General features: G+C 73.5%; 23 protein-coding genes. 17 read left to right on the forward strand and 6 right to left on the reverse strand.

What is annotated here, in order from left to right; all coding sequences use genetic code 11:
- The first annotated feature begins 144 nt into the window (after positions 1-144).
- The 3 genes from ACFXDE_RS40975 (at position 145) to ACFXDE_RS40985 (ending at position 1,646) form a co-directional block, all read left to right on the forward strand.
- The gene (locus ACFXDE_RS40975) at positions 145-618 is read left to right on the forward strand and encodes a helix-turn-helix domain-containing protein (protein WP_380499326.1); all 474 of its coding nucleotides are present in this window, start codon (positions 145-147) and stop codon (positions 616-618) included.
- A gap of 22 nt (positions 619-640) precedes the next feature.
- The gene (locus ACFXDE_RS40980) at positions 641-1,171 is read left to right on the forward strand and encodes a hypothetical protein (RefSeq protein WP_380499327.1); all 531 of its coding nucleotides are present in this window, start codon (positions 641-643) and stop codon (positions 1,169-1,171) included.
- Between the two features lie 118 nt (positions 1,172-1,289).
- Complete coding sequence (locus tag ACFXDE_RS40985; RefSeq protein ID WP_380447110.1) at positions 1,290-1,646, forward strand: DUF2516 family protein; 357 nt, start codon at positions 1,290-1,292, stop codon at positions 1,644-1,646.
- 113 nt (positions 1,647-1,759) lie between these two features.
- On the opposite strand, the gene ACFXDE_RS40990 is transcribed toward ACFXDE_RS40985, so the two are convergent.
- The gene (locus ACFXDE_RS40990; RefSeq protein WP_380447108.1) at positions 1,760-3,232 is read right to left on the reverse strand and encodes a PP2C family protein-serine/threonine phosphatase; all 1,473 of its coding nucleotides are present in this window, start codon (positions 3,230-3,232) and stop codon (positions 1,760-1,762) included.
- 236 nt (positions 3,233-3,468) lie between these two features.
- Here ACFXDE_RS40990 and ACFXDE_RS40995 point away from each other — a divergent pair, with 236 nt between their 5' ends.
- Complete coding sequence (locus tag ACFXDE_RS40995) at positions 3,469-4,029, forward strand: O-acetyl-ADP-ribose deacetylase (RefSeq protein ID WP_380499329.1); 561 nt, start codon at positions 3,469-3,471, stop codon at positions 4,027-4,029.
- Between the two features lie 216 nt (positions 4,030-4,245).
- Here ACFXDE_RS40995 and ACFXDE_RS41000 read toward each other — a convergent pair whose 3' ends face one another.
- Positions 4,246-5,076 carry a class I SAM-dependent methyltransferase gene (locus ACFXDE_RS41000; protein WP_380499330.1) on the reverse strand — a complete coding sequence of 277 codons (831 nt, stop codon included), beginning with the start codon at positions 5,074-5,076 and terminating at the stop codon, positions 4,246-4,248.
- Between the two features lie 274 nt (positions 5,077-5,350).
- Here ACFXDE_RS41000 and mshA point away from each other — a divergent pair, with 274 nt between their 5' ends.
- Together mshA and ACFXDE_RS41010 are read left to right on the forward strand one after the other, a co-directional pair.
- Positions 5,351-6,730, forward strand: a complete 1,380-nt coding sequence (gene mshA, locus ACFXDE_RS41005; protein ID WP_380499331.1) for a D-inositol-3-phosphate glycosyltransferase — start codon at positions 5,351-5,353, stop codon at positions 6,728-6,730.
- A 117-nt stretch (positions 6,731-6,847) separates the two neighbouring features.
- On the forward strand, positions 6,848-7,360 hold the full coding sequence (locus tag ACFXDE_RS41010) for a YbjN domain-containing protein (RefSeq protein ID WP_380499332.1): 513 nt from the start codon (positions 6,848-6,850) through the stop codon (positions 7,358-7,360).
- Between the two features lie 20 nt (positions 7,361-7,380).
- Here the strand turns inward: ACFXDE_RS41010 and ACFXDE_RS41015 are convergent, their stop codons facing one another.
- Positions 7,381-8,733, reverse strand: coding sequence for an MDR family MFS transporter (locus ACFXDE_RS41015; protein ID WP_380499333.1), 1,353 nt, complete (start codon positions 8,731-8,733; stop codon positions 7,381-7,383).
- Positions 8,734-8,881: 148 nt separating this feature from the next.
- On the opposite strand from ACFXDE_RS41015, the gene ACFXDE_RS41020 reads away from it, so the two are divergent.
- Both ACFXDE_RS41020 and ACFXDE_RS41025 read left to right on the forward strand, forming a co-directional pair.
- Positions 8,882-9,640, forward strand: coding sequence for a phosphoglyceromutase (locus ACFXDE_RS41020; RefSeq protein ID WP_380499334.1), 759 nt, complete (start codon positions 8,882-8,884; stop codon positions 9,638-9,640).
- 274 nt (positions 9,641-9,914) lie between these two features.
- Positions 9,915-10,505, forward strand: coding sequence for a lytic polysaccharide monooxygenase (locus ACFXDE_RS41025; protein WP_380447096.1), 591 nt, complete (start codon positions 9,915-9,917; stop codon positions 10,503-10,505).
- A gap of 93 nt (positions 10,506-10,598) precedes the next feature.
- Here ACFXDE_RS41025 and ACFXDE_RS41030 read toward each other — a convergent pair whose 3' ends face one another.
- Both ACFXDE_RS41030 and phoU read right to left on the reverse strand, forming a co-directional pair.
- Complete coding sequence (locus tag ACFXDE_RS41030; protein WP_380447094.1) at positions 10,599-10,778, reverse strand: hypothetical protein; 180 nt, start codon at positions 10,776-10,778, stop codon at positions 10,599-10,601.
- A 183-nt stretch (positions 10,779-10,961) separates the two neighbouring features.
- Entirely contained in the window at positions 10,962-11,642 is a 681-nt protein-coding gene (gene phoU / locus ACFXDE_RS41035) for a phosphate signaling complex protein PhoU (RefSeq protein WP_380447092.1), read from the reverse strand.
- A gap of 305 nt (positions 11,643-11,947) precedes the next feature.
- Here phoU and ACFXDE_RS41040 point away from each other — a divergent pair, with 305 nt between their 5' ends.
- Positions 11,948-13,474: a sensor histidine kinase gene (locus ACFXDE_RS41040; protein WP_380499335.1), complete on the forward strand. Its 1,527-nt coding sequence runs from the start codon at positions 11,948-11,950 to the stop codon at positions 13,472-13,474.
- Positions 13,471-14,166 carry a response regulator transcription factor gene (locus ACFXDE_RS41045; RefSeq protein ID WP_031069385.1) on the forward strand — a complete coding sequence of 232 codons (696 nt, stop codon included), beginning with the start codon at positions 13,471-13,473 and terminating at the stop codon, positions 14,164-14,166. Before ACFXDE_RS41040 ends, ACFXDE_RS41045 begins: the two co-directional genes overlap by 4 nt.
- 112 nt (positions 14,167-14,278) lie before the next feature.
- Here the strand turns inward: ACFXDE_RS41045 and ACFXDE_RS41050 are convergent, their stop codons facing one another.
- Complete coding sequence (locus ACFXDE_RS41050) at positions 14,279-14,992, reverse strand: DUF461 domain-containing protein (protein WP_380447088.1); 714 nt, start codon at positions 14,990-14,992, stop codon at positions 14,279-14,281.
- A gap of 477 nt (positions 14,993-15,469) precedes the next feature.
- Between ACFXDE_RS41050 and ACFXDE_RS41055 the strand changes: the two genes are divergently transcribed.
- From ACFXDE_RS41055 to ACFXDE_RS41085, 7 genes are all read left to right on the forward strand, one after another.
- Positions 15,470-15,952 carry a CarD family transcriptional regulator gene (locus ACFXDE_RS41055; protein ID WP_030244332.1) on the forward strand — a complete coding sequence of 161 codons (483 nt, stop codon included), beginning with the start codon at positions 15,470-15,472 and terminating at the stop codon, positions 15,950-15,952.
- Between the two features lie 253 nt (positions 15,953-16,205).
- Positions 16,206-16,961 (forward strand): 2-C-methyl-D-erythritol 4-phosphate cytidylyltransferase, encoded by a 756-nt coding sequence (gene ispD / locus ACFXDE_RS41060; protein WP_380499340.1) that lies wholly within the window; start codon positions 16,206-16,208, stop codon positions 16,959-16,961.
- Positions 16,962-17,046: 85 nt separating this feature from the next.
- Positions 17,047-17,511: a 2-C-methyl-D-erythritol 2,4-cyclodiphosphate synthase gene (gene ispF, locus ACFXDE_RS41065; RefSeq protein ID WP_380499337.1), complete on the forward strand. Its 465-nt coding sequence runs from the start codon at positions 17,047-17,049 to the stop codon at positions 17,509-17,511.
- Positions 17,512-17,669: 158 nt separating this feature from the next.
- The gene (locus tag ACFXDE_RS41070; RefSeq protein WP_380447084.1) at positions 17,670-18,065 is read left to right on the forward strand and encodes a PPOX class F420-dependent oxidoreductase; all 396 of its coding nucleotides are present in this window, start codon (positions 17,670-17,672) and stop codon (positions 18,063-18,065) included.
- Positions 18,066-18,155: 90 nt separating this feature from the next.
- A complete protein-coding gene (gene cysS / locus ACFXDE_RS41075) occupies positions 18,156-19,550 on the forward strand; it encodes a cysteine--tRNA ligase (RefSeq protein WP_380499338.1) in 1,395 nt (464 codons plus the stop codon).
- A 135-nt stretch (positions 19,551-19,685) separates the two neighbouring features.
- Positions 19,686-20,678: a 23S rRNA (guanosine(2251)-2'-O)-methyltransferase RlmB gene (gene rlmB, locus ACFXDE_RS41080; protein ID WP_380447080.1), complete on the forward strand. Its 993-nt coding sequence runs from the start codon at positions 19,686-19,688 to the stop codon at positions 20,676-20,678.
- A 249-nt stretch (positions 20,679-20,927) separates the two neighbouring features.
- The gene (locus ACFXDE_RS41085) at positions 20,928-22,607 is read left to right on the forward strand and encodes a DoxX family membrane protein (protein WP_380499339.1); all 1,680 of its coding nucleotides are present in this window, start codon (positions 20,928-20,930) and stop codon (positions 22,605-22,607) included.
- Positions 22,608-22,650: the final 43 nt, after the last annotated feature.

Raw genomic sequence — 22,650 nt, forward strand, 5'->3', positions numbered from 1 at the left:
AGCGGCCACCCCCGGAGCCACCCCCGGCACCCCCCACCCACCCGAAAGCCCACCCCGCACCCCAAGCCCCGCGCAGCGGCCCCCACGTTTGCTCCAGCTAGCACCCTGCTTGCATTTGCAAGCGCCATGTTGCACCCTGTGGATATGGCCTCACTGAACGTCGGCTCGCTCGGCGAGTACATCCGCGAGCAACGCCGCAACGCGCAGTACTCGCTGCGCCAGCTGGCGGAGGCCGCCGGCGTGTCCAACCCGTACCTCAGCCAGATCGAGCGAGGGTTGCGCAAGCCGAGCGCGGAGATCCTCCAGCAGATCGCGAAGGCGCTGCGGATCTCGGCCGAGACGCTGTACGTCCAGGCCGGGATCCTGGAGGAGCGGCGGGACGAGGGTCTGGAGCTGAGGGCCTCGATCCTCGCCGATCCGCTGATCAACGAGCAGCAGAAGCAGGCGCTGCTGGCGGTCTACGAAGCCTTCCTGAAGGAGAACGCCGCCCGCCGGGACCCGGCAGCCGAGGCCGGCACTCCGACGACACCCGCACAGCCGACCACACCCGCACAGCCGACCACACCCGCACAACCGACGACACCCGCACAGACGACGACCGACGGCCCAGCCGCCTAGACACCCACCGGGAGGACCGGTCATGCCGATCACCGACGAGCTCAAGAAGACCCTCACCGACCCGACCCCGCTGTACGCCCTCGCCGGCGCCGGTGACCTCGCCTACGAGAAGCTGCGCGAGGTGCCGGGCAAGGTCGAGGCGCTGGCCGCGGACCGCAAGGGCGCGCAGGAGATGGCCGGTGCCCGGCTGCAGGAGGCGCAGGCGAAGCTCGCCGAGGCGCAGGCCAAGGTCGCCGAGACGGTCACCACGCTGCCCACGGACTTCAAGGCGCTGCAGGAGCGGGCCCAGGACTTCGCCATCCAGCAGGTCGGCCGGGCGGTCGAGCTGGCGGTCAAGGCGAAGGAGACGTACGACGAGCTCGCCGAGCGCGGCAAGGTCGTGGTCGAGCGCACCCGCCCGGGCTCCCAAGCCGAGCCGACCGAGCCGACCGAGCCCGCGGTGATCGACGCCGAGGTCATCGAGGACGATGCCGCAGCCGCAGCCGCAGCCGCAGCCGAGCCCGCGCCGAAGAAGACCCCCCGCACCCGCAAGGATGCTCCCCGAGGAGAGTGAAGCGCCACCGAACGGGGCACATCCACCGATCGCGGAACGTTGACGGCTTGGCGGACGGTCGCCGTGCCAGGATGGACGGCGGCCCGCACACCGGAGCCGAGAGACAGAGGAGACCGCCATGGGCGGAGTGAACCAGGTTCTGGGCCTGTCCTATCTGAACCCGATCTGGTGGATGTCCGTCGCCATCCTGGGCTTCAAGCTGTTCGCCCTGATCGACGGCGCGTCCCGCCGGGAGGACGCCTACCGGGCCGCGGACAAGAAGACCAAGGGCTTCTGGCTGGCGATCCTGGGGATCGCGTTCGGCTGGGACCTGCTGTTCGGCGTGAACTTCTTCACCGGCATCGGGACGCTCGCCGGGCTGGTGGCGTCGATCGTCTACATGGTGGACGTGCGCCCGGCGATCCGGGAGCTGACCAACCGCGGCGGCCGGGGCGGTGGCGGCCGGAGCAACATGGGGCCGTACGGACCCTGGTGACAAAGCGCGGAAAGTAAAGCGGAAAGAAAGCGGTGCTGCCCGGGAGAGGCCCACAAAACGCCTCCCCGGGCAGCACCGTTTTTCGTGCACCAGCTCAAGCAGTGCCCCGGAGCTCACCCCAGGATGAGCTGCACCGGGTTCCGCTCCAGCAACAGCACCGCGACGTCATCCGTCAGCGCGCCACCGTTCAGCTCCTCGACCTCGGCGATCGCGCTGTCGACCAGCCGGCCGCGGGTGAGGCCGGCGGACTGGTGGTCGCCGACCAGGTCGGCGAGACCGTCCTGGCCGAGGCGTCGGGACCCGGCCCCGACCCGGCCCTCGATGAGTCCGTCGGTGTAGAGCAACAGCCGCCAGCCGGGCCGGAGTTCGATCTCGTGAGCGGGCCAGGCGGCCTCGCCGTCGTCGCACGGCAGCAGCCCGAGCGCCGGCCCGGCGAGGTCGGAGGGCAGGGTCAGCGGCTGGTGGTCGGCGCCGAGCAGGAGGGGCGCCGGGTGCCCGGCGAGGTAGAGGCGGGCCCGTTCGCAGGCGCCGAGTGCGTCGAGGTCGCCGCACTCGCCGCCGGGTTCGATGACGAGCATGCAGAGCGTCGCGAAGATCTCGTCGCTGCGCCGCTCGTGTTCGAGGACGTGCTGGAGGGTGGTGAGCAGGGCCTCGCCGGTGAGGCCCGCGAAGACGAGGGTGCGCCACGCTATGCGGAGCGCGACGCCGAGCGCGGCTTCGTCCGGGCCGTGGCCGCAGACGTCACCGATCACGACGTGGATGGTGCCGTCGTCGGTGCGGACGGCGTCGTAGAAGTCGCCGCCGAGCAGGGCGCGGCGGCGGCCGGGGCGGTAGCGGCGGGTGAAGGAGAGGCCGGCGCCGTCGAGCAGCGGGGTGGGCAGGAGGTGGCGCTGGAGGCGGGCGTTCTCCTGGCCGCGCAGTTCGGCCTCGACCAGGCGGCGCTGGGACTCGTCGGCGCGCTTGCGTTCGACGGCGTAGCGCAGGGCGCGGGCGAGCAGCGGGCCGTCCGTCTCGTGCTTGATCAGGAAGTCCTGGGCGCCGGCGGCGACCGCGGCGGCGCCCAGTTCGGCGCCGGCCGCGTCGGTGAGCACGACGACGGCGGTGTGCGGGGCCCGGCGGAGGAGTTCGTGGAGGCCTTCCAGCCCGTCGGAGGAGTCGGAGGGGTGGGGCAGGTCGGAGGGCGCGGCGAGGTCGAGCAGGACGCAGCTGAACTCGGTGCCGCGCGGGCGGCCGCGCCGGGCACCGGTGGGCGGCGGGGCGAGCAGGCCGGTGGCCTGCTCCAGACCGCGGGCCCAGTGCACCTCGATGGCGGTGCCGCTGTCGGCGACCGCGGCCTTGATCAGCTGGGCGTCGGAGGCATCGTCCTCGATGACCAGCAGCTTGAGCGGGGCGCCGCCGGCCGCGGCGTCACCTTCGCCGGCCGCCGACGGGTTTGCGGCCCGCGATCGGGGGTGAGGTATCGGGGGAGCGTCCGTGAGCGGGCCGACCGGGACGGGGTGGATGCGGGCACGGCGGGGGAGGGCGCCGTCGAGGGCGTCCGACAGGTCCGCGGCACCTCGTGCCCGCCCGTCTCCCGTTGCGGGCATCGGTGGTTCCTCCCTTTCCCCGAGTGCGTAACGGCCGGCGTCCGTCCGCAGTGCCCGCGTGGCACCCTGCGTCGGGGAACTTCTCGCGACCATAACGTGATCTCCGGGGATTTCTCTGGCCCGCCGGGGCCGTTGTGGCTATTGCCACGCCGGTGGCGGTGTGGTGATCGGACTCGGACGGCGACTCGGGCCCGGCCCCGGCGGGTGCCGGGGTGGGTGGAGAAGGGGGCAACATCATGGTGACGCGGATCACCCTGGTCGAGGGTGACATCACGGAGCAGCAGGTGGACGCGGTGGTGAACGCCGCGAACTCCTCTCTGCTGGGCGGTGGCGGGGTGGACGGCGCGATCCACCGCAAGGGCGGGCCGCAGGTCCTGGAGGAGTGCCGGCGGCTGCGGGCCTCGCACTGGGGCAAGGGGCTGCCCACCGGGCGGGCGGTGGCGACGACGGCCGGCCGGCTGCCGGCGCGGTGGGTGGTGCACACCGTCGGGCCGGTGTACCGGGCGGAGGATTACGAGGAGCGGGCGGAGCTGCTGGCCTCCTGCTATCGCGAGTCGCTGCGGACGGCGGCGGAGCTGGGCGCGCGCACGGTGGCCTTCCCGGCGGTGTCGGCCGGGATCTACGGGTGGCCGCCGGCCGACGCGGCCCGGATCGCGCTCTCCACCGTCGCCGAGGCGGTGGGCGGCGGCGACGAGCGGGCCGGGGCGGGGCTGGACGAGGTGAGGTTCGTGCTGTTCGGGGCGGAGATGTACGGCGTGTTCGAACGGGCGTGGGCGGAGCTGCGGTCGGACGGTTGAGCTGGACGTGCGGCGGACGTGCGGCGGACGTGCTGCGGGCGGGCGGCGGTGTGGGCGCCGCCCGGTGACCTCCATCGTGGCGTGACGGGGCGTCAACGCGCCAGAGGAATTCGATAACTCGTTCGAGTGAAACGCGGGTGCTGCCGCCGGTGTCCGGACGCCGCACCCCGCCGCGACGCCCCGACGTCCCCGCCCAACGCCCCGACCAACGCCCCGCTACGGCGCGAGCGCCGTCCAGGGCACCGTGACCTCGCCCTGCCGCCACCGCCCGCGCGCGTCCACCAGCGGCCAGTCGCCCGCCATGGCCGTGCACGCGGCCACCCAGCGCTGGCGCGCCCCGAACGCCCCGTACGGCGCCGCGGCCGCCCAGGCCCGGTCGAAGTCGGCGAGGAACCGGTGCACCGGCCGGCCCGGCACGTTGTGGTGGATGAGCGCCTTCGGCAGCCGCTCGGCCAGGTCGGAAGGCCGTTCCAGGCCGCCCAGCCGGGCCGCGAAGGTCACCGTCCGCGGGCCCTCCGGGCCGAGCGCGACCCAGACGTGGCGCCGCCCGATCTCGTCGCAGGTGCCCTCGACGAGCAGCCCGTCCGGCGCCAGCCGCGCGCAGAGCCGCTCCCACACCGCGCCCACCGCCGACTCGTCGTACTGCCGCAGGACGTTGGCGGCCCGGATCAGCTGGGCCGGCGCGCCGCCGTCGAGCGGCACCTCGAAGCCGCCGCGCCGGAAGGTGAGCAGCGGCGGGGCGGCGTACGGCAGGGCCGCGGCGACCCGCTCCGGCTCGATCTCGATCCCGACCACCCGGACGTCCGGCCGCACCGCGCGCAGCCGTCCGGCCAGTTCGACGGCGGTCCAGGGGGCGGCGCCGTAGCCGAGGTCGACGGCGACCGGCGGCCGGTCGGCGGAGCGCAGCGCGCGGCCGAGGGCGTGGGCGATCCAGCGGTCCATCCGTCGGAGCCGGTTGGTGTTGGTGGTGCCCCGGGTGACCGTCCCGACCGGCCGCCCGCTGCGTCCGCGGGCGGACGGGGGCGAGGGGTCGAAGGAGGCGGCCATGTCCAGAAGGGTACCGAGGGGCCCGGCCCGACCCCTCCCACCTGCACCGTTGTCCGTCCATGGACCCGGTCGGCGGTCCGTGCAGGGACCGGTCGGCGGTCGATCCGGGGACCGGTCGGTGATCAGGTCGGCGATCCGGGAATGCCGGGCATCATCCGAGTGGTTGGCACACTGGTGGTGATGTGTGGGCCCGGACGGGGCAGCGCACACCGGACAGCAGGCGGGCCGGATGCGGGCCGCCGGAGACGGGCCGCACAGAGGAGGCTTCAGCCAGGTGATCCAGCACCCCGTCCGTTCGGTACGCCGCGCCCAGCCGGCCGCGCCCGCGCGCGGTCGTCTCCAGTCGTTGGTCACGGGCCGCCGCCGCCCCCGCCGGATAGCCATGCTCAGCGTGCACACCTCGCCGCTGCACCAGCCCGGCACCGGCGACGCGGGCGGGATGAACGTCTACATCGTCGAGCTGGCCAAGCGCCTCGCCGCGCTCGACGTCGAGGTCGAGGTGTTCACCCGGGCGACCTGCTCGGACGACGCCCCCACCGTCGAGCTGGCCCCCGGCGTCCTGGTGCGGCACGTCACCGCCGGGCCGTACGAGGGCCTGATCAAGGAGGACCTGCCGGCCCAGCTGTGCGCCTTCACCCACGGCGTGCTGCGGACGGAGGCGGGCCACCGCCCCGGCCACTACGACCTCGTGCACTCGCACTACTGGCTCTCCGGGCAGGTCGGCTGGCTGGCCGCCCAGCGCTGGGGCGTGCCGTTGGTGCACACCATGCACACCATGGCGAAGGTGAAGAACGCCGCCCTGGCCGAGGGCGACACTCCCGAACCCGCGGCCCGGGTGATCGGCGAGACCCAGGTGGTCGAGGCCGCCGACCGGCTGATCGCGAACACCACCGAGGAGGCCGCCGAGCTGGCCCGGCACTACGCGGCTCGCCCGGACCAGCTCGCCGTCGTCCACCCCGGCGTCAACCTCGACGTCTTCCGGCCCGACGGGCCGCGGGCGCGGGCGCGGGCGGCCGCGCGGGCCCGGCTGGGCCTGCCGCAGGACGCCGCCGTGCTGCTCTTCGCCGGCCGGATCCAGCCGCTGAAGGCGCCGGACGTGCTGCTGCGCGCCGTCGCCGAACTGGTCGAACGCCTCCCGGCCCTGCGCGAGCGGCTGGTCGTCCCGGTGGTCGGCGGACCGTCCGGCAGTGGGCTCGCCCGGCCGGAGAGCCTGCACAAGCTCGCCGCGCAGCTGGGCATCTGCGACGTGGTCCGGTTCCACCCGCCGGTCGGCCAGGCGCAGCTCGCGGACTGGTACCGGGCGGCGACGGCCCTCGTGATGCCGTCCTACAGCGAGTCCTTCGGGCTGGTCGCGCTGGAGGCCCAGGCCTGCGGCACGCCGGTGGTGGCCGCCGCGGTCGGCGGCCTGCCGGTCGCGGTGCGCGACGGAGAGACGGGCACGCTGGTCCACGGCCACGACCCGCGGGACTGGTCGCGCGCGCTGGAGCCGTACGTCACGGACGCCGGCCTGGTCGAGCGGCGGGGCGCGGCGGCGGCCCGGCACGCGTCCGGCTTCGGCTGGGACACGGCCGCGTCGACCACCGCCGAGGTGTACGCCGGCACGCTGGCCCGCCCGGCCGGCCGCCTCACCACGGCCCGCCGCCGACTGGCCTGACACGGCCCGCCCCGCCAGGGGCGAGGCCCCGGCACCGCAGGACCCCCGCCTGCTGCACGCCACCTGCTGCGCACCGACCGCTGGGCACCGCCCGTACCGCCGAGTAACGTCACCCCCATGGCAACCCGCACCAAGGACGAGGTCCTGACCCTCCTGCGCACCGCCCTGGACGAGGCCGGCGTGGCCTGGGAGCCGGCCGCCGCCGACCCGTACACGCTGGTGGCGACCCTCCCGGGCACCCGCAAGCTGAACACCACCTGCGCCCTGCGGGTCGGCGACCACACGCTGTCGGTCAACGCCTTCGTGATCCGCCGCCCGGACGAGAACCACGAGGCCGTCTACCGCTGGCTGCTGGAGCGCAACACCCGCCTCTACGGCGTCGCCTACGCGATGGACGCGCTCGGCGACGTCTACCTGGCGGGCCGCCTCCCGCTGGAGTCGCTCACCCCGGACACCGTCGACCGGCTGCTCGGGACGGTGCTGGAGAACGCCGACGAGCCGTTCAACACCCTGCTGGAGCTGGGCTTCGCCTCGGCGATCCGGCGGGAGTGGGAGTGGCGGACCAAGCGCGGGGAGTCCACCCGCAACCTGGCCGCCTTCGCCCACCTGGCCGCCCCGAAGGCCGACTGACCCGGCCTCCGCGGCGGGCCTCAGGCGCCCGCAGGAGCCTTCGCGGCCTCGGCCGCCGCCCCTGCGACCCCGGCGCCTCCGCCCGCCCCGGTGACCTCGGTGGGCGCGGCGGCCGGGACCTCCGTGACGTTCTCCGCCCGGGGCGCCCGGCCCGCCGTGCCGCCCGTCCGGCGCCCCAGCACCACGTACCCGAGCGCCGCGGCGCTGCCGAGGGCCGCGCACACCCCCCACAGCACCGCCGGCCCGGCCCGGTCCAGCAGCACGCCGCCGGCCCCCGGGCCGAGGAACGACGCGAGCGCCCAGGAGAGCGAGTAGACGCCCTGGTAGCGGCCGCGCGCGTGGGTCGGCGCGAGCTCGGAGACGAGGCTCATCATCGTCGGGGCGTTGAGGATCTCGCCGATCGTCCAGACCGCGACGGAACCCGCGAAGATCCAGGCGGACGACCCGGCCAGGGCCGCGAGGCCGAAGCCCCAGCCGGTGAGCAGGCAGCCGGCGATGAGCAGCCGGGTCCGTGAGCGGCCCTCCATCCACCGGGTGAGCGGGATCTGCAGGACCACGATCAGCAGCCCGTTGAGGCCGATGACCAGCCCGTACTCGGTGGACGTGATGCCCGCGTGGCCCATGTCGACGGCCAGGGTGGTGCTGCCCTGCTGGAAGATCAGCGCGAGCACGAGGGTCAGCCCGACGGCCGACATGAAGCGGCCGTCCCGGAACACCGTGCCGAGCCCGACCACCGGCTCCTTCGCCTCGGCGGCCGTCATCTCCGGCTTCGTCTCCGGGATGCGGACGAAGATCACCACTGCGCAGACCAGCGTGCTGAACGCGTCCAGCAGGAACAGCGTGAGGTAGCCGTGGGTGGCGATCAGGCCGGCCGCGGCGGCGGAGAGGCCGAAGCCGATGTTGATCGCCCAGAAGTTCAGCGAGTAGGCCCGGACCCGGTCCTCGGCCGGGACGAGGTCGGCGATGATCGCCGAGGTGGCGGGCCTGGTGGCGTTGTTGCACAACCCCACCAGGAACGCCACCACCGCGATCGCCACCGGCCCGTCCGCGAAGCCGAGCACGGCCGTGAACAGCGCCGTGCCGAGCTGCGCGGCGACCAGCGTCGGCCGACGGCCGATCCGGTCGGTCAGCACGCCCGCGCCGATCGCGGCGATCGCCGAGCCGAGGCCGAACAGCGAGGCCACCAGACCCGCGTAGGAGTCCGAGTAGCCCCGCTCGGTGGTCAGGTAGAGGGCGAGGAAGGTGACCACGAAGGCGCCGAGCTTGTTGATCAGCGTCGAGGTCCAGAGCCACCAGAACTGCCGTGGCAGTCCGCCCGTCGTCTCCCGGACGACTCTCCGGATCCGGGCAGGGACGGGCGGTGCGACGGGCATGTGGGGACTCCCGGAGGCAGGCGTCCGGCGAGCGGCACGGGCAGGCCCGCTCAGCCGAAAGGTGTAAGTGTCAGAAGCGCGATGCACACATTACTCATGGACAAAGGTCCCGGCCAGGGGTTTTCGGAGCTCCACTAAGCTGGGCGCCATGGCTGACACGACGTACCGACTCATCCTGCTCCGCCACGGCGAGAGCCAGTGGAACCAGAAGAACCTGTTCACCGGTTGGGTCGACGTCGACCTCAACGAGAAGGGCGAGAAGGAGGCCGCCCGCGGCGGCGAGCTCCTGGCCGCCGAGGGTCTGCTGCCCGACGTGCTGCACACCTCGCTGCTGCGCCGCGCGATCCGCACCTCGCAGATCGCCCTGGACAAGGCCGACCGCCACTGGATCCCGGTCAGCCGCAGCTGGCGCCTGAACGAGCGCCACTACGGCGCGCTCCAGGGCAAGGACAAGGCCCAGACCCTGGCGGAGTTCGGCGAGGAGCAGTTCCAGCTCTGGCGCCGCTCGTACGACACCCCGCCGCCGGTCCTGTCCGACGACGACGAGTACTCGCAGGCCGGCGACGCCCGCTACGCCGACATCCCGAGCGAGCTGCGCCCGCGCACCGAGTGCCTCAAGGACGTCGTCGACCGGATGCTCCCGTACTGGTACGACGCGATCGTCCCGGACCTCGCCGCCGGCAAGACCGTCCTGGTCACCGCCCACGGCAACAGCCTGCGCGCGCTGGTCAAGCACCTCGACGGCATCTCCGACGACGCCATCGCCGGCCTGAACATCCCGACCGGCATCCCGCTCGTCTACGAGCTCGACGCCGACTTCAAGCCCCTGAACCAGGGCGGCCGCTACCTCGACCCGGAGGCCGCCGCGGCCGCCATCGAGGCGGTCAAGAACCAGGGCAAGAAGTAACCCACTTGCCGAAACGGCCCCGTCTCCCGGTTCGCCGGGGGCGGGGCCGCTCGCTGTTCGCCCGCCGTTCAACCATCTTGCTGTGCAAGGGAGTTCACGGGAACCGGTGGGCCGACCGAAAGTGGTTCAGACCATTGACGGGCGCGGGCGGGCGCTCCTACCGTGTGGGCATCGGGCTGGCGCAGGCATGCCAAGGATTCCCCGTCCGGCCGCGCACCCCCACGCGCGCGCCTGCGCTCGGCGCACTCTCCATCCACCCCCACGGAGGAGCACCATGCGCAAACGTCATCTCGTCGGGGCGGCCGTCGCCGCCCTGGCGATCCCGCTCACCTTCGCGCTCCCGGCGCAGTCGCACGGCTACATCTCCACGCCCCCGAGCAGGGCCGCGCTCTGCGGCGCGGGCGGGGTCCCGTGGGACTGCGGCGAGATCCAGTGGGAGCCGCAGAGCGTCGAGGGGCCGAAGGGCTTCCCGTCCGACGGGCCGGCCGACGGCACCATCTGCGCCGGCGGCAACGGGCGCTTCGCCGAACTGGACGACCCGCACGGCGGCGCCTGGCCGACCACGCAGGTGACGGCGGGGCAGAGCCTCACCTTCACCTGGAGCTTCACCGCCCGGCACGCGACCTCGGGCTTCGAGTACTACCTGACCAGGCAGGGGTACGACCCGAGCCGGCCGGTCACCCGCGCCGACCTGGACCTGACGCCGTTCCTCACCGTCCCCTACGACGGCTCCCAGGTGCCGCAGAGCGTCAGCCACACCGCGACCCTGCCCGGTGACCGGACCGGCCACCAAGTGGTCGTCGCGGTCTGGGACATCGCCGACACGGGCAACGCCTTCTACTCCTGCACCGACGTCCAGTTCTGACGGTCGGCGCCACGCCGGTCGGCACTGCACCGGAACCGGACGGCCGAAAGCGCCCGGCCGCCTCGCATGAGCGGCCGGGCGCCCGGTGCCTCCTCAGTGGCCGCCGCAGCAGCCGCCGGACGCGCCGCCGCACTGGCAGGGCGCGCCGGACTGGCAGCCGCAGCCGCACCCGGGGCCGCAGCCGCAGCCGGCCGCGAGGACGGGCAGCAGCTTCGCGGGGATCGGTTCGACGGTGTCGTGTGCCGGCGCCGGTCGGGTCGGGTTGGCCTTCATCGTGCTGAACCCTCCTTGTGACGGGCACACTTCCGGTGCCTACGGCTTCGAGTGAAGCCGCCGTTCGGAGGGAGCGTCAACGGGCGCGCAGTGGTGGGCCGCCCGGGAGTCCGTGCGCCCGCACCACCCTCGCCCGAGGTTTAGTCACCCCACGGGGTGAGCCCGATCGCTCCCGAACGCGGCTCACTCCGCGGCCGAGGCCTCCGAGGACGCGACGAAGTCCGCCACGTGCTCGCCCGTCACCAGGTACACGACGCGCTTGGCGACGGACACGGCGTGGTCCGCGAAGCGCTCGTAGTAGCGGCCGACCAGGGTGATGTCGACGGCGGTCTCGATGCCGTGGGCCCAGCGGTCGTCGATCAGGTGGGACAGGAGCTCGCGGTGCAGCGTGTCGATGGCGTCGTCGTCCTGCTCCATCTCCAGGGCCTTGTCGACGTCCTTGGTGGCGATCACCAGGCCGGCCTTGGCCACCAGGCGCTGGGCGAGCTGGCCCATCTCCAGGACGGTGGACTGCAGGTCGCCGGGCACCGCCGAGTCGGGGTAGCGCATCCGCGCGACCTTGGCGACGTGCCGGGCGAGGTCGCCGCAGCGCTCCAGGTCCGAGCTCATCCGCAGCGAGGTGACCACGATGCGCAGGTCGGTCGCGACCGGCTGCTGCCGGGCGAGCAGGTCGATCGCGCGGTTCTCCAGGTCGTGGTGGAGCTCGTTGACCTTCTCGTCGGCCGCGATCACGCTCTCCGCCAGTGCGAGGTCCGCGTCGAGGAGTGCGGTGGTCGCCCGGCCCAGGGCGGAGCCGACCAGCCGGGCCATCTCGACCAGGCTGTCGCCGATCGCATCGAGTTCCTCGTGGTACGCGTCGCGCATGCTCTCTCCTCAGTAGCTGTGTCGGTGGCGGTGCCGACCGGTCATCCCGTACGACCGTCGAGCCGGCGTCCGGGCGACCGCTGCTGGTGCGCGAATGGTACGCGCACCCTCGGGGCGGCGCCCCCGGTTCGGCGCGCCACCCACTCCCACACGGGCTGCACGGCCAACTCTGTGCCGTTTGGGCGACCACGTCCGGCCGGTGCGGTGAATCGGCAGCTACGTGGAGGTGAATTCTCGGCAACAGCAGGTCGATGCCTTGATCCGACCCTTGGGGAACGCCGAGTACGTACGCTTACGCTGGCCACATGGACGTGAACGTGGCCGCCGCCGCTGCCTGCGCCATAGCCGGGCTCGGCGTCGGCCTCACGGCCTCGATCGCCTTCCGTTGGAGCGAGCGCGAGCAGGCCAAGGGGAAGTACAGCGGCACCAGTGGCAGGAACTACGGCCGGCACCAGGTTCTGGGTGTCGCCGCCCAGGAGCCCCCGCTCCCGCCGGGCGTGGACACCGTGCTGTCGGTGCTGCGCTCCTGCGCGATCGTGCTCGGCGAGGCCGACGAGGTGGTCAAGGCCAGCTCGGCGGCGTACGCGATGGGCCTGGTGCGCGGCGGCGCCGTCGCCGTCGACCCGATGCTCGCCCTCGCCCGCGCCACCCGCCGGGACGGCGAGATCCGCCAGGTCGAACTGGAGGTGCCGCGCCCCGGTGCGGCCCGCGCCGCCGAGCCGCTCGCGGTCTCGGTCCGGGTCGCCCCGCTGGGCTCCCGGCTGGTGCTGGTCCTGGTCGAGGACCAGACCGACCGCCGCCGGGTGGAGGCCGTCCGCCGGGACTTCGTGGCCAACGTCAGCCACGAGCTCAAGACCCCGGTCGGCGCCCTGTCCCTGCTCTCCGAGGCGGTCGCGGACGCGGCCGACGACCCGGAGGCCGTCCAGCGCTTCGCCGGCCGCATGCAGATCGAGGCGACCCGGCTGGCCAGCCTGGTCCAGGAGATCATCGACCTGTCCCGGGTCCAGGACGACCGGCTGATGGTCGACCCGGAGCCGGTCGCGGTGGACGAGCTGATCGCCGAGGCGATCGACCGCTGCCGCCAGCAGGCCGCCGCCAAGCAGATCCTGATCGCCGCCGGCGGCATCGCGGGCCTCTACCTGCACGGCAACCGAGGCCAGCTCGCCGCCGCGCTCGGCAACCTGGTCGAGAACGCGGTCAACTACAGCCCGCCCCGCACCCGGGTGGCCATCGCCACCCGCCGGATCTCCAGCGCCGCGGCGCTCGGCGAGGCGGACGGCGAGCTGATCGAGATCTCGGTCACCGACCAGGGCATCGGCATCTCCGAGAAGGACCGCGAGCGGGTCTTCGAACGCTTCTACCGCGTCGACCCGGCCCGCTCCCGGGCCACCGGCGGAACCGGCCTGGGCCTGTCGATCGTCAAGCACGTCGCCGCCTCGCACGGCGGTACCGTCTCCGTGTGGAGCGTCGAGGGCCAGGGCTCGACCTTCACCATCCGCCTGCCCGCCGGCCAGGCGCCCACCGCCGAGGACCTGGAGACCGCCCGGGTGGTCGAGGACGCCGACGACCTCGACGACCTCGACGGGCTCGAAGGCTTCGACGACCCCGAAGACACCGAAGACACCGAAGACACCGACGCCGGCCACGCCGGCGACGACGAACCCGCCGTGGGCGGTGACCCCGGCGCCCGCGCCGAGCCCGCCGCGGCACCCCGAACCCTCACTCCGGACCGCGCGGCCACCACGGCCCGCCCGGGCCGTTCGCTCCCCGCCGGGGAGCGGGAAGAACCCCTGTCAAAGACAACCCAGCTTGCCCCGGAGGCCCGATCGTGACCCGAGTACTGGTGGTCGAGGACGAGGAGTCGTTCAGCGACGCCCTCTCGTACATGCTCCGCAAGGAGGGCTTCGAGGTGGCCGTCGCCGCCACCGGCCCCGACGCGCTGGAGCAGTTCGAACGCAACGGCGCCGACCTCGTCCTGCTCGACCTGATGCTGCCGGGCCTGCCGGGCACCGAGGTCTGCCGCCAGCTCCGCGTGCGCTCCAACGTCCCGGTGATCATGGTGACCGCCAAGGACAGCGAGATCGACAAGGTCGTCGGTCTGGAAATAGGTGCGGACGACTACGTCACCAAGCCCTACTCCACCCGTGAGCTGGTCGCCCGCATCCGCGCGGTGCTGCGCCGCCGCGGCGAGGACGGCGGCGCGGGCGACAACGGCGGCGGCCCGGGCGCCCTGGAGGCCGGTCCGGTCCGGATGGACGTCGACCGGCACGTGGTGACGGTGGACGGCGCCAAGGTCGACCTGCCGCTGAAGGAGTTCGACCTGCTGGAGATGCTGCTGCGCAACGCGGGCCGGGTGCTCACCCGCATGCAGCTGATCGACCGGGTGTGGGGCGCGGACTACGTCGGCGACACCAAGACCCTCGACGTCCACGTGAAGCGCCTGCGCGCCAAGATCGAGCCGGACCCGGGCGCGCCGCGCTACCTGGTCACGGTCCGCGGCCTGGGCTACAAGTTCGAGCCGTAAACCGGCCCGGACACGCGGAAGGCCCCCGCCGGCACTCGCCGGAGGGGGCCTTCGCGTCGCCCCCGGCAGGCCCGTGCGGGCCCGCCGGGGGCGGTGTGGAGCGTGTGGAGCGTCAGTGGGTGCCGGCGGACGGCGTGGCCGCACCGGACGGCGTGGCACCGGCGGTGGGGGTGCCGGCGACCGGGGCGACCGGAGCGGTCGGGGTGGTGCCCGCCGACGGGGTGGCGGCACCGGTGGCACCGGTGGCCGGGGCGGACGGGGTGACGCCAGGGGTGGCACCCTTGCCCGGGACGGCGACCGGCGAGGCGGTCGGGCCGAAGCCGTCGTAGAGGCCCTTCTCGTTGGCCGGGCTCACGCCGGCCTGGACGTCGACCTTCTGGCCGTCCTTGAACGCGAAGGTCGTCGGCACCATGCCGCCGACCTTGACGCCCACGGAAGCGAGCCTGGCGGACGGGTTGCCGCCGCCGCCCAGCAGCACGGCGCCGCCGGCCGGGACGACGATGCTGCTCAGCGGGGCGCCCGCGGCATCGGCGAAGGTGGCGGCGGCACCGCTGCCGACGGTGATGGACTGCAGCTCGACCGGGTCGGCCCCGGTGTTGCTGATGTTCACCGTCACGTTGGCGGGCCCGGTCGAGTCGCCCGAGGTGTTGGCCGCGGTGACGACGACGATGTTGTTCAACCGGACGTTCGTGCCGAGCGTCGCCGCGGCGCTGTCCGGCTTGATCTGCAGGGTGTCCGGCTGGTTGCCGGCCGCGCAGGAGGACAGCGAAGCGATGGCGAAGGCGGCGAGGGCGGCGATGCTGCCGCGTCGAAGGCTGCGGCTCACGGCGGCGGCTTCTCCCTAGGTCACGTGTCGGTAGGTCAGGTCTCAGATTATCGACCTCACTTATGCGGTCCTCACGGGGTGGTCCCCGTGTCGCACTCCCGGGGCGGTATGCGGGTCCGTCCGGCCGCAATGTGACGTGCCCGCGCCACGTGATCGCGCCGTTCGGGCCGTGCCCCCGGGGGCCGTTTTCGGGCGGCGACGCGCGGACAAGCTTCGACCAAGATCGAATAACGATCCGGAAACGGCCCGATAAACGGCGAAAACTCAAGATCCAATCATGGTTTCGGGAGTGTTGCGACACGTTTCGCCGGGCGCCGGAACCGCCTCCGACCTGCGGGAAGCCGCTGTCGAACACCGGTCGCAGCACGTCATGGGGGTGCTTGTCAAGCCCCGAGACCCGCCCTGACCTGCGAAAACGCCCTTCGGGTGCGCCGAAAAGCGTGTTATTCTGGAAAGCCACGGAAGGGGTCCTGTCACATGACGTTCAAGGTTGGCGACACGGTGGTCTACCCCCATCACGGGGCCGCGCTGATCGAGGCCATCGAAATTCGCCAGATCAAAGGTGTGGACAAGACCTACCTGGTGCTCAAGGTGCAGCAGGGAGACCTGACGCTCCGCGTGCCCGCCGAGAACGCGGAGTTCGTCGGCGTGCGCGATGTGGTCGGCCAGGAAGGTCTGGACCGGGTCTTCGAGGTGCTGCGCGCACCGTACACCGAAGAGCCGACCAACTGGTCCCGTCGCTACAAGGCGAACCTGGAGAAGCTCGCCTCGGGCGATGTCATCAAGGTCGCCGAGGTCGTGCGCGACCTGTGGCGCCGCGAGCGCGAGCGCGGCCTGTCGGCCGGCGAGAAGCGCATGCTCGCCAAGGCGCGCCAGATCCTCGTCAGCGAGCTCGCGCTGGCCGAGAACACCAACGAGGACAAGGCGGAGACGCTGCTCGACGAGGTCCTCGCCTCGTAGTGCGGTCGGGCTGCCGCCCAACGCTCACAGCGCCCGGTGCCGGCGCGCCGCTCCCGGACGTATCCGGGAAGCGGTGCTTTGGTACTTCGGGCGCTGAGGCGTGTCCGGACGACGCCTCCCGCCCGAGCCGGTCCAGGCCTGCAAGACCGTTTCTGCGGATCGTGTGGGCCGCGGACCGGGTGGTTCTTCGGAAGGGGTCCGTGCGCCCGTCGTGCACGCCATGGCCATACCCACTTCGCCGAAGGAGTGAAACCTGAACGCGTCAGCAGCAGTCGCAGCAGCAGTGGTGCCCGCCGCCGGACGCGGTGAGCGGCTCGGGCCCGGCGCCCCCAAGGCCCTGCGGGAACTGGGCGGTGTGCCGCTCCTGGTGCACGCCGTCCGGGCCCTGGCCCGCAGCCGGGCGGTCGGCCTGGTCGTGGTCGCCGCACCGGCCGACGGGGTGGCGGAGGTCGTCGCCCTGCTGGACAGCCACGGGCTGGACGGCAAGGACATCCGCGTGGTGGCCGGCGGCGCGACCCGCCAGGAGTCCGTCCGGCTCGGCCTGGCCGCGATCCCGGAGGACGTCGAGATCGTCCTCGTGCACGACGCGGCCCGCCCGCTCGTCCCGGTCGAGGTGGTGGACGCGGTCGCGGCCGCCGTCCGCGCCGGGGCCGTGGCGGTGGTGCCCGCGGTGCCGCTGGCCGACACCGTGAAGCGGGTCGAGTCGAACCCGGGCGGGCCCGAGCCCGTCCTCGACACGCCCGACCGCGCCACCCTGCGCGCCGTGCAGACCCCGCAGGGCTTCGACCGGGCCACTCTGGCCGAGGTGCACGCCAAGGCGCTGGCCGAGGAGGCCGCGGGCGGCACCGGCGTGCCGCCGGTGACCGACGACGCCGGCCTGGTGGAGCGCTTCGGCGGCCGGGTCGTCGTGGTGCCCGGTCACGAGGAGGCGTTCAAGGTCACCCGTCCGCTGGACCTCGTGCTCGCCGAGGCCGTACTCGCCCGCAGGAGGGCCGCCGATGCCTACTGAGCCGCTGTCCGCAGAGCCGGTGTCCGCAGAGCCCGTGTCCGCTGGGCCGGCGCCTGCCGACCGGACCGCCCCCGTCGTTCCCCGCGTGGGCGTCGGCACCGACGTGCACGCCTTCGAGGCCGGGCGCCCGCTGTGGGTGGCCGGACTGGAGTGGCCGGACGCCGAGTTCGGGCTCTCCGGGCACTCGGACGCCGACGTGGCCGCGCACGCCGCGTGCGACGCGCTGTTCTCGGCCGCCGGGATCGGCGACCTGGGCGCCCACTTCGGCACCGACCGCCCCGAGTGGGCCGGCGCGTCCGGGGTGAAGCTGCTCGGCGAGGCCGCCCGGCTGGTGCGCGAGGCCGGTTTCGAGATCGGCAACGTCTCGGTCCAGGTGATCGGTGTCCGGCCGAAGATCGGCAAGCGCCGGGCCGAGGCGCAGGCCGCGCTGTCGGAGGCGGCCGGCGCGCCGGTGTCCGTCTCCGGCACCACCACCGACGGTCTCGGCCTCACCGGCCGGGCCGAGGGCCTGGCCGCGATCGCCACCGCCCTGGTGTACGAGCGGCGTTGAGCGCGGCGGGTCCGGCGGGCCGGGAATAACCCGGGCCTGACGAGTGTTCAACAGGCCGTGCGGGGGCCCGAGTCGATAGTGTGCGATGCGGGCCCGCGCAGGCCGCGCAGTGCCGCGTGCCGGGCCCGTACCAGCCGCCGACGAGAAGAGGTTCCCCCGTGGCTTCGCAACTCTCCGACCGTGCCAAGGCCCTGATCGACGCCAAGAGCTTCGCCGTGGTCTCGACGATCCAGCCGGACGGCAGCCCCCAGTCCTCCGTGGTCTGGGTCAAGCGCGACGGCGAGGACGTCCTGTTCTCCACCGTCGAGGGCCGCCGCAAGCACCTCAACCTCGTCAAGGACCCGCGCATCACGCTCGTGGTCAACCCGCCGGAGAGCCCGTACGAGTACTTCGAGGTGCGCGGTTCGGTCACGATGACCACCGAGGGCGGCCGCGAGCTGATCGACGAGCTCGCCGGCAAGTACCGCGGCGAGGAGGTCTACAAGTTCGACGGGCCGGACGACGTCCGGGTGGTCGTGCGGCTCAGCCCGCGCAAGGTGGTCGGCAACATCTGACCCTCCTCCGGGTCCGCCGGCCCGCCGTTCACCGGGAATGTGACCGGGAATGTGGCGGGGCACCCCCTCGTGCCCACTACGCTTGACGCTGTGAGCATTCGCCTGTACGACACCAGCACCCGCCAGGTACGCGACTTCGTCCCGCTTGTACCGGGCTGTGTCTCGATCTACCTGTGCGGCGCTACCGTCCAGTCGGCGCCACACATCGGGCACATCCGGTCCGGGCTCAACTTCGACATCATGCAGCGGTGGTTCGCCTACCGCGGCTACCAGGTGACGTTCGCCCGGAACGTCACCGACATCGACGACAAGGTGATCGCCAAGGAGCGCCAGCTCGGCACCCCGTGGTGGCAGATCGCCTACGAGAACGAGCGCGCCTTCAACGACGGCTACGCGGCCCTCGGCTGCCTGCCGCCGACCGTCGAGCCGCGGGCCACCGGGCACATCCCCGAGATGATCGAGATGATGCAGGGCCTGATCGCGAAGGGCCACGCCTACGCGGCCGACGGCAACGTCTACTTCGACGTGCGCTCGTACCCGGACTACCTCGCCCTGTCCAACCAGAAGCTGGCCGACCTGCGCCAGCCCGAGGGCGACGGCGAGACCGGCAAGCGGGACCCGCGCGACTTCGCGATGTGGAAGTCCGCCAAGCCGGGCGAGCCGAGCTGGGACACCCCGTGGGGCCGCGGCCGCCCGGGCTGGCACCTGGAGTGCTCGGCGATGGCCCACAAGTACCTGGGCCCCGCCTTCGACGTCCACGGCGGCGGGCTGGACCTGATCTTCCCGCACCACGAGAACGAGATCGCCCAGTCCAAGGCCTACGGCGACGACTTCGCCAACTTCTGGGTCCACAACGCCTGGGTCACCATGGCGGGCGAGAAGATGAGCAAGTCGCTCGGCAACTCGGTGCTGGTCTCCGAGATGGTCCAGCGCTGGCGGCCGATCGTGCTGCGCTACTACCTGGGCGCGCCGCACTACCGCTCGATGATCGAGTACAGCGAGGAGTCGCTGCGCGAGGCCGAGGCCGGGTTCGCCCGGATCGAGGGCTTCGTCCAGCGCACCGTCGAGCGCTTCGGGAAGGTCGACGCGGCGCCCGAGGTGCCGCCGGCCTTCGCCGAGGCGATGGACGACGACCTGGGCGTGCCGCAGGCCCTCGCCGTCGTGCACACCGCCGTCCGCCAGGGCAACAGCGCCCTGAACGCGGACGACAAGGAGAACGCGGTGGCGCGTCTGGCCGAGGTCCGTGCGATGCTCGGAGTGCTGGGCCTCGACCCGCTCGACCCGCAGTGGGCCGGGACGGAGCGCGGCGAGGACCTCCACGGCGTGGTGGACTCGCTGGTCCGCCTGGTCCTGGACCAGCGGCAGGCCGCGCGCGAGCGCAAGGACTACGCCACCGCGGATGCCATCCGCGACCAGCTCGGCCTGGCCGGGCTGGCGATCGAGGACACCCCGTCCGGCCCGCGCTGGACGATCAACAACCAGTAACCCCATCTGACGATCGGGGTGAGGGTGGGCCGTGCCGGACCGGTGCGGCCCTCCCGCATGACGTAGCGCATGCCGTCAGCCGCCGCCGGACAGAGCGGGGCGGCCGGGCATGCCGGACAGACAGGAAGTACAGCCATGGCCGGCAACAGCCAGCGCAGGAACCGCCGCAACCCCGGATCGAAGAAGGGCGCGTCTGTCGGGACCGGCGGGCACAGCCGGAAGGCGCTCCAGGGCAAGGGCCCGACCCCGCCCGGCGAGGAGCGCAAGGGCCACCCCAAGCAGCGCGCGGCCAACGCCGCGGTCAAGCGCGAGCGCGACGCCAAGGCCCGCGCCGGCATGCGCCGGGCCGGCGGTGCCGGTCGCGGCGGCCGCGGCGGCGCGGGCAGCGCCGAGCTGGTCTTCGGCCGCAACTCGGTGGTCGAGGCCCTGCAGGGCGACGTGCCGGCCAACGCGCTGTACGTCCAGCAGTTCATCGACACCGACGACCGCGTCCGCGACGCCTTCCAGGCCGCCAACGACCGCGGCATCCCGCTGATGGAGGCCCCGCGCCCGCAGCTGGACCAGATGACCGGCGGGATGAACCACCAGGGCCTGGTGCTCCAGGTGCCGCCGTACGAGTACGCGCACCCCGACGACCTCCTGGTCGACGCCTCCGACGCCGGCCAGGACGCGCTGATCATCGCGCTGGACGGCGTCACCGACTCGCGCAACCTCGGCGCCGTCGTCCGCTCCGCCGCCGCCTTCGGCGCCCACGGCGTGGTCATCCCCGAGCGCCGCGCGGCCGGCATGACCGCCGGTGCCTGGAAGACCTCCTCCGGCGCCGCGGCCCGGCTGCCCGTCGCCCGCGCCACCAACCTGACCCGCACCCTGGAGGCCTACCAGAAGGCCGGCCTGATGGTCGTCGGCCTGGCCGCCGACGGCGAGGCCGAGCTGGGCGACCTGGACGTGCTGACCGGCCCTGTCGTGGTCGTCGCGGGCAGCGAGGGCAAGGGCCTGTCCCGGCTGGTCTCGGAGACCTGCGACATCCGGGTGCGGATCCCGATGTCGGGCCTGACGGAGTCGCTGAACGCCGGCGTCGCGGCGGGCATCGTGCTGTACGAGGCCGCGCGGCTGCGCGCCAAGCGCTGAGGGTTGAGCGCTGAGGGCTGTGGGCTGAGCGCCGAGCGCTGAGGCGCCAAGCGCTGAGCCGCCGGCCGCCGGTTGCGCAGAGCACAGGACGTGACCGGCGCGCAGGAGATCTTCCGAATTCTCCGTGAACCGGGTGAGAAGCGATCGGGCCCGACCGGGTCCGATCGCTTTTCTCATGATCACTTCAAGTGGGCGCCGGATATCCACCCGGGAGAGTGTCCTAAGCGGCCGTCACCCGGTTAGACGGGCGTGGACACCAGAACACAACGGCGGCCCCTGTTCGGCGGCGGCAGTACCGGGATAGACGCGGACCCGGGCCTCAACACCGTCAAGGTGGAGTCGGACCCGGCCCGCCTCAGCAGCACCCAGGCCAGCTTCCGGCTCCGGCTCGGCGCCCCCGTGGAGCCACTGATCGACGCCCCCGCCGGAGCGCTCTCCACCGGCGCCGCGTTCGGGGACCCCTACGCGAGCCAGGGCCTGATCCGTCGTCCGCTGGTCACCCCGCAGGTGGTCGTGCCCGCCTCCGCCGTCCCGGCGATGGCGGGGGCCGCCGGGGGCGGGGCGCCGCGCCGCAAGGGGCGGGTCACCGCCGTCACGTGGACCGGCCAGGCGCCCCCCGGTGACCTCGCGGCCACCCAGCTCCTGGAAGCCGTGCGGCTCAGCGGCTCCCCGGGCGGCGTCGGCCTGGCCGAGGACGACACCCAGGTGATCCCGGGCCTCGCGGGCGCCCGGACCGTCCCGCGCCAGCCGCGCGAGGGCGCCGGCACCGCGACCGACGCGGGCGTCGGCCCGATCGGCGCGCCGCAGGGCTGGACCCCGAGCGGCGAGCTGCCCGAGGTCTCCGCCGCCGACGCCGAGGGCAAGCAGCCCTGGTACCCCGGCCGGCGGGTCGACCTCGGCCTGGTGCTCCTGCCGCTGCGCGCCGTCCTCGGCTCGCTGTCCGTCTACGCCGGGTTCAGCAAGCTCTGCGACCCGGTGTACTTCGACGGCGGCGAACGCGGCTCGATGATGCGCTGGCTGGCCTCGCTGCACCCGTGGAAGGTCGCCGAGCCGCTGCTCGCCTTCGCCATGGCGCACCCCGTCGGCTCCGGCCTGGTGGTGTCGTTCACCGAGATCGTGGTCGGCGTGCTGACCATCCTCGGCCTGTGGCAGCGGCTCGCGGCCGGCGCGGCGATGCTGCTCTCCGCGGCGCTGCTGTTCACGGTCAGCTGGCGGGCCGTCCCGGTGTACGACACCCCCGACCTGATCTTCCTGGCCGCGTGGAGCCCGCTGCTGATCGCCGGGGCGCCGTTCGCCTCGCTGGACGGACGGCTCAACCTGGAGGCCTGGCGGCGGTACGGCTCGGGCGCGCCCGGGGCGCTGCGCCGCCGGGTGCTGCGGCGGGGCACCGTGGTCACCACGGTCGTCGTCGGCCTGACCCTGTTGCTCGGCTCGATGCTCGGCGCGGCGGTGCGCACCAGCGCCCGGCCGCACCAGGCCCCGGGCCGCCCGACCGGCGACTACGGCACGCCGGTCTGGCCGAGCGGCTCCCCGTCCGGCGCCGCGGGCGGTCAGGGCACGTCCACGCAGCCCGCACCGGCCGGGTCCCGCCCGGCCACCCCGGCGGCCAGCCCGACCGCCGCGGCGTCCTCGCCCGCGGCCTCGCACCCGGCCACCCCGACGCCGAGCGCCAAGCACTCCACCAAGGCCGAGGGCGGCCAGAGTTCGGCCCCGGCGTCGGCCCCCACGGCCGCCGCGCAGCCGGCCGGCGGGACGCCCGCCCAGCGCTCCACGCCGGCCCCGGCCGGTTCGGGCACGGGCTCCAAGCCGAGCCCCAGCGGCTCGGGTTCGGGCTCCGGCCTGCTGGGCGGGGTGCTCGGCAGCGGCCCGCTGGCCGACCTGTCGGGCGGCGGCCACTCCAGCCGTCCGGGGACGCCGACGGCGACCTGACCGGGTGGTCCGTCCGGGAAAGGCGGTCGGCCGGGTGCTCCGT

Origin of the sequence: Kitasatospora sp. NPDC059408, from assembly GCF_042751525.1 — a bacterium.
GTDB lineage: Bacteria > Actinomycetota > Actinomycetes > Streptomycetales > Streptomycetaceae > Kitasatospora.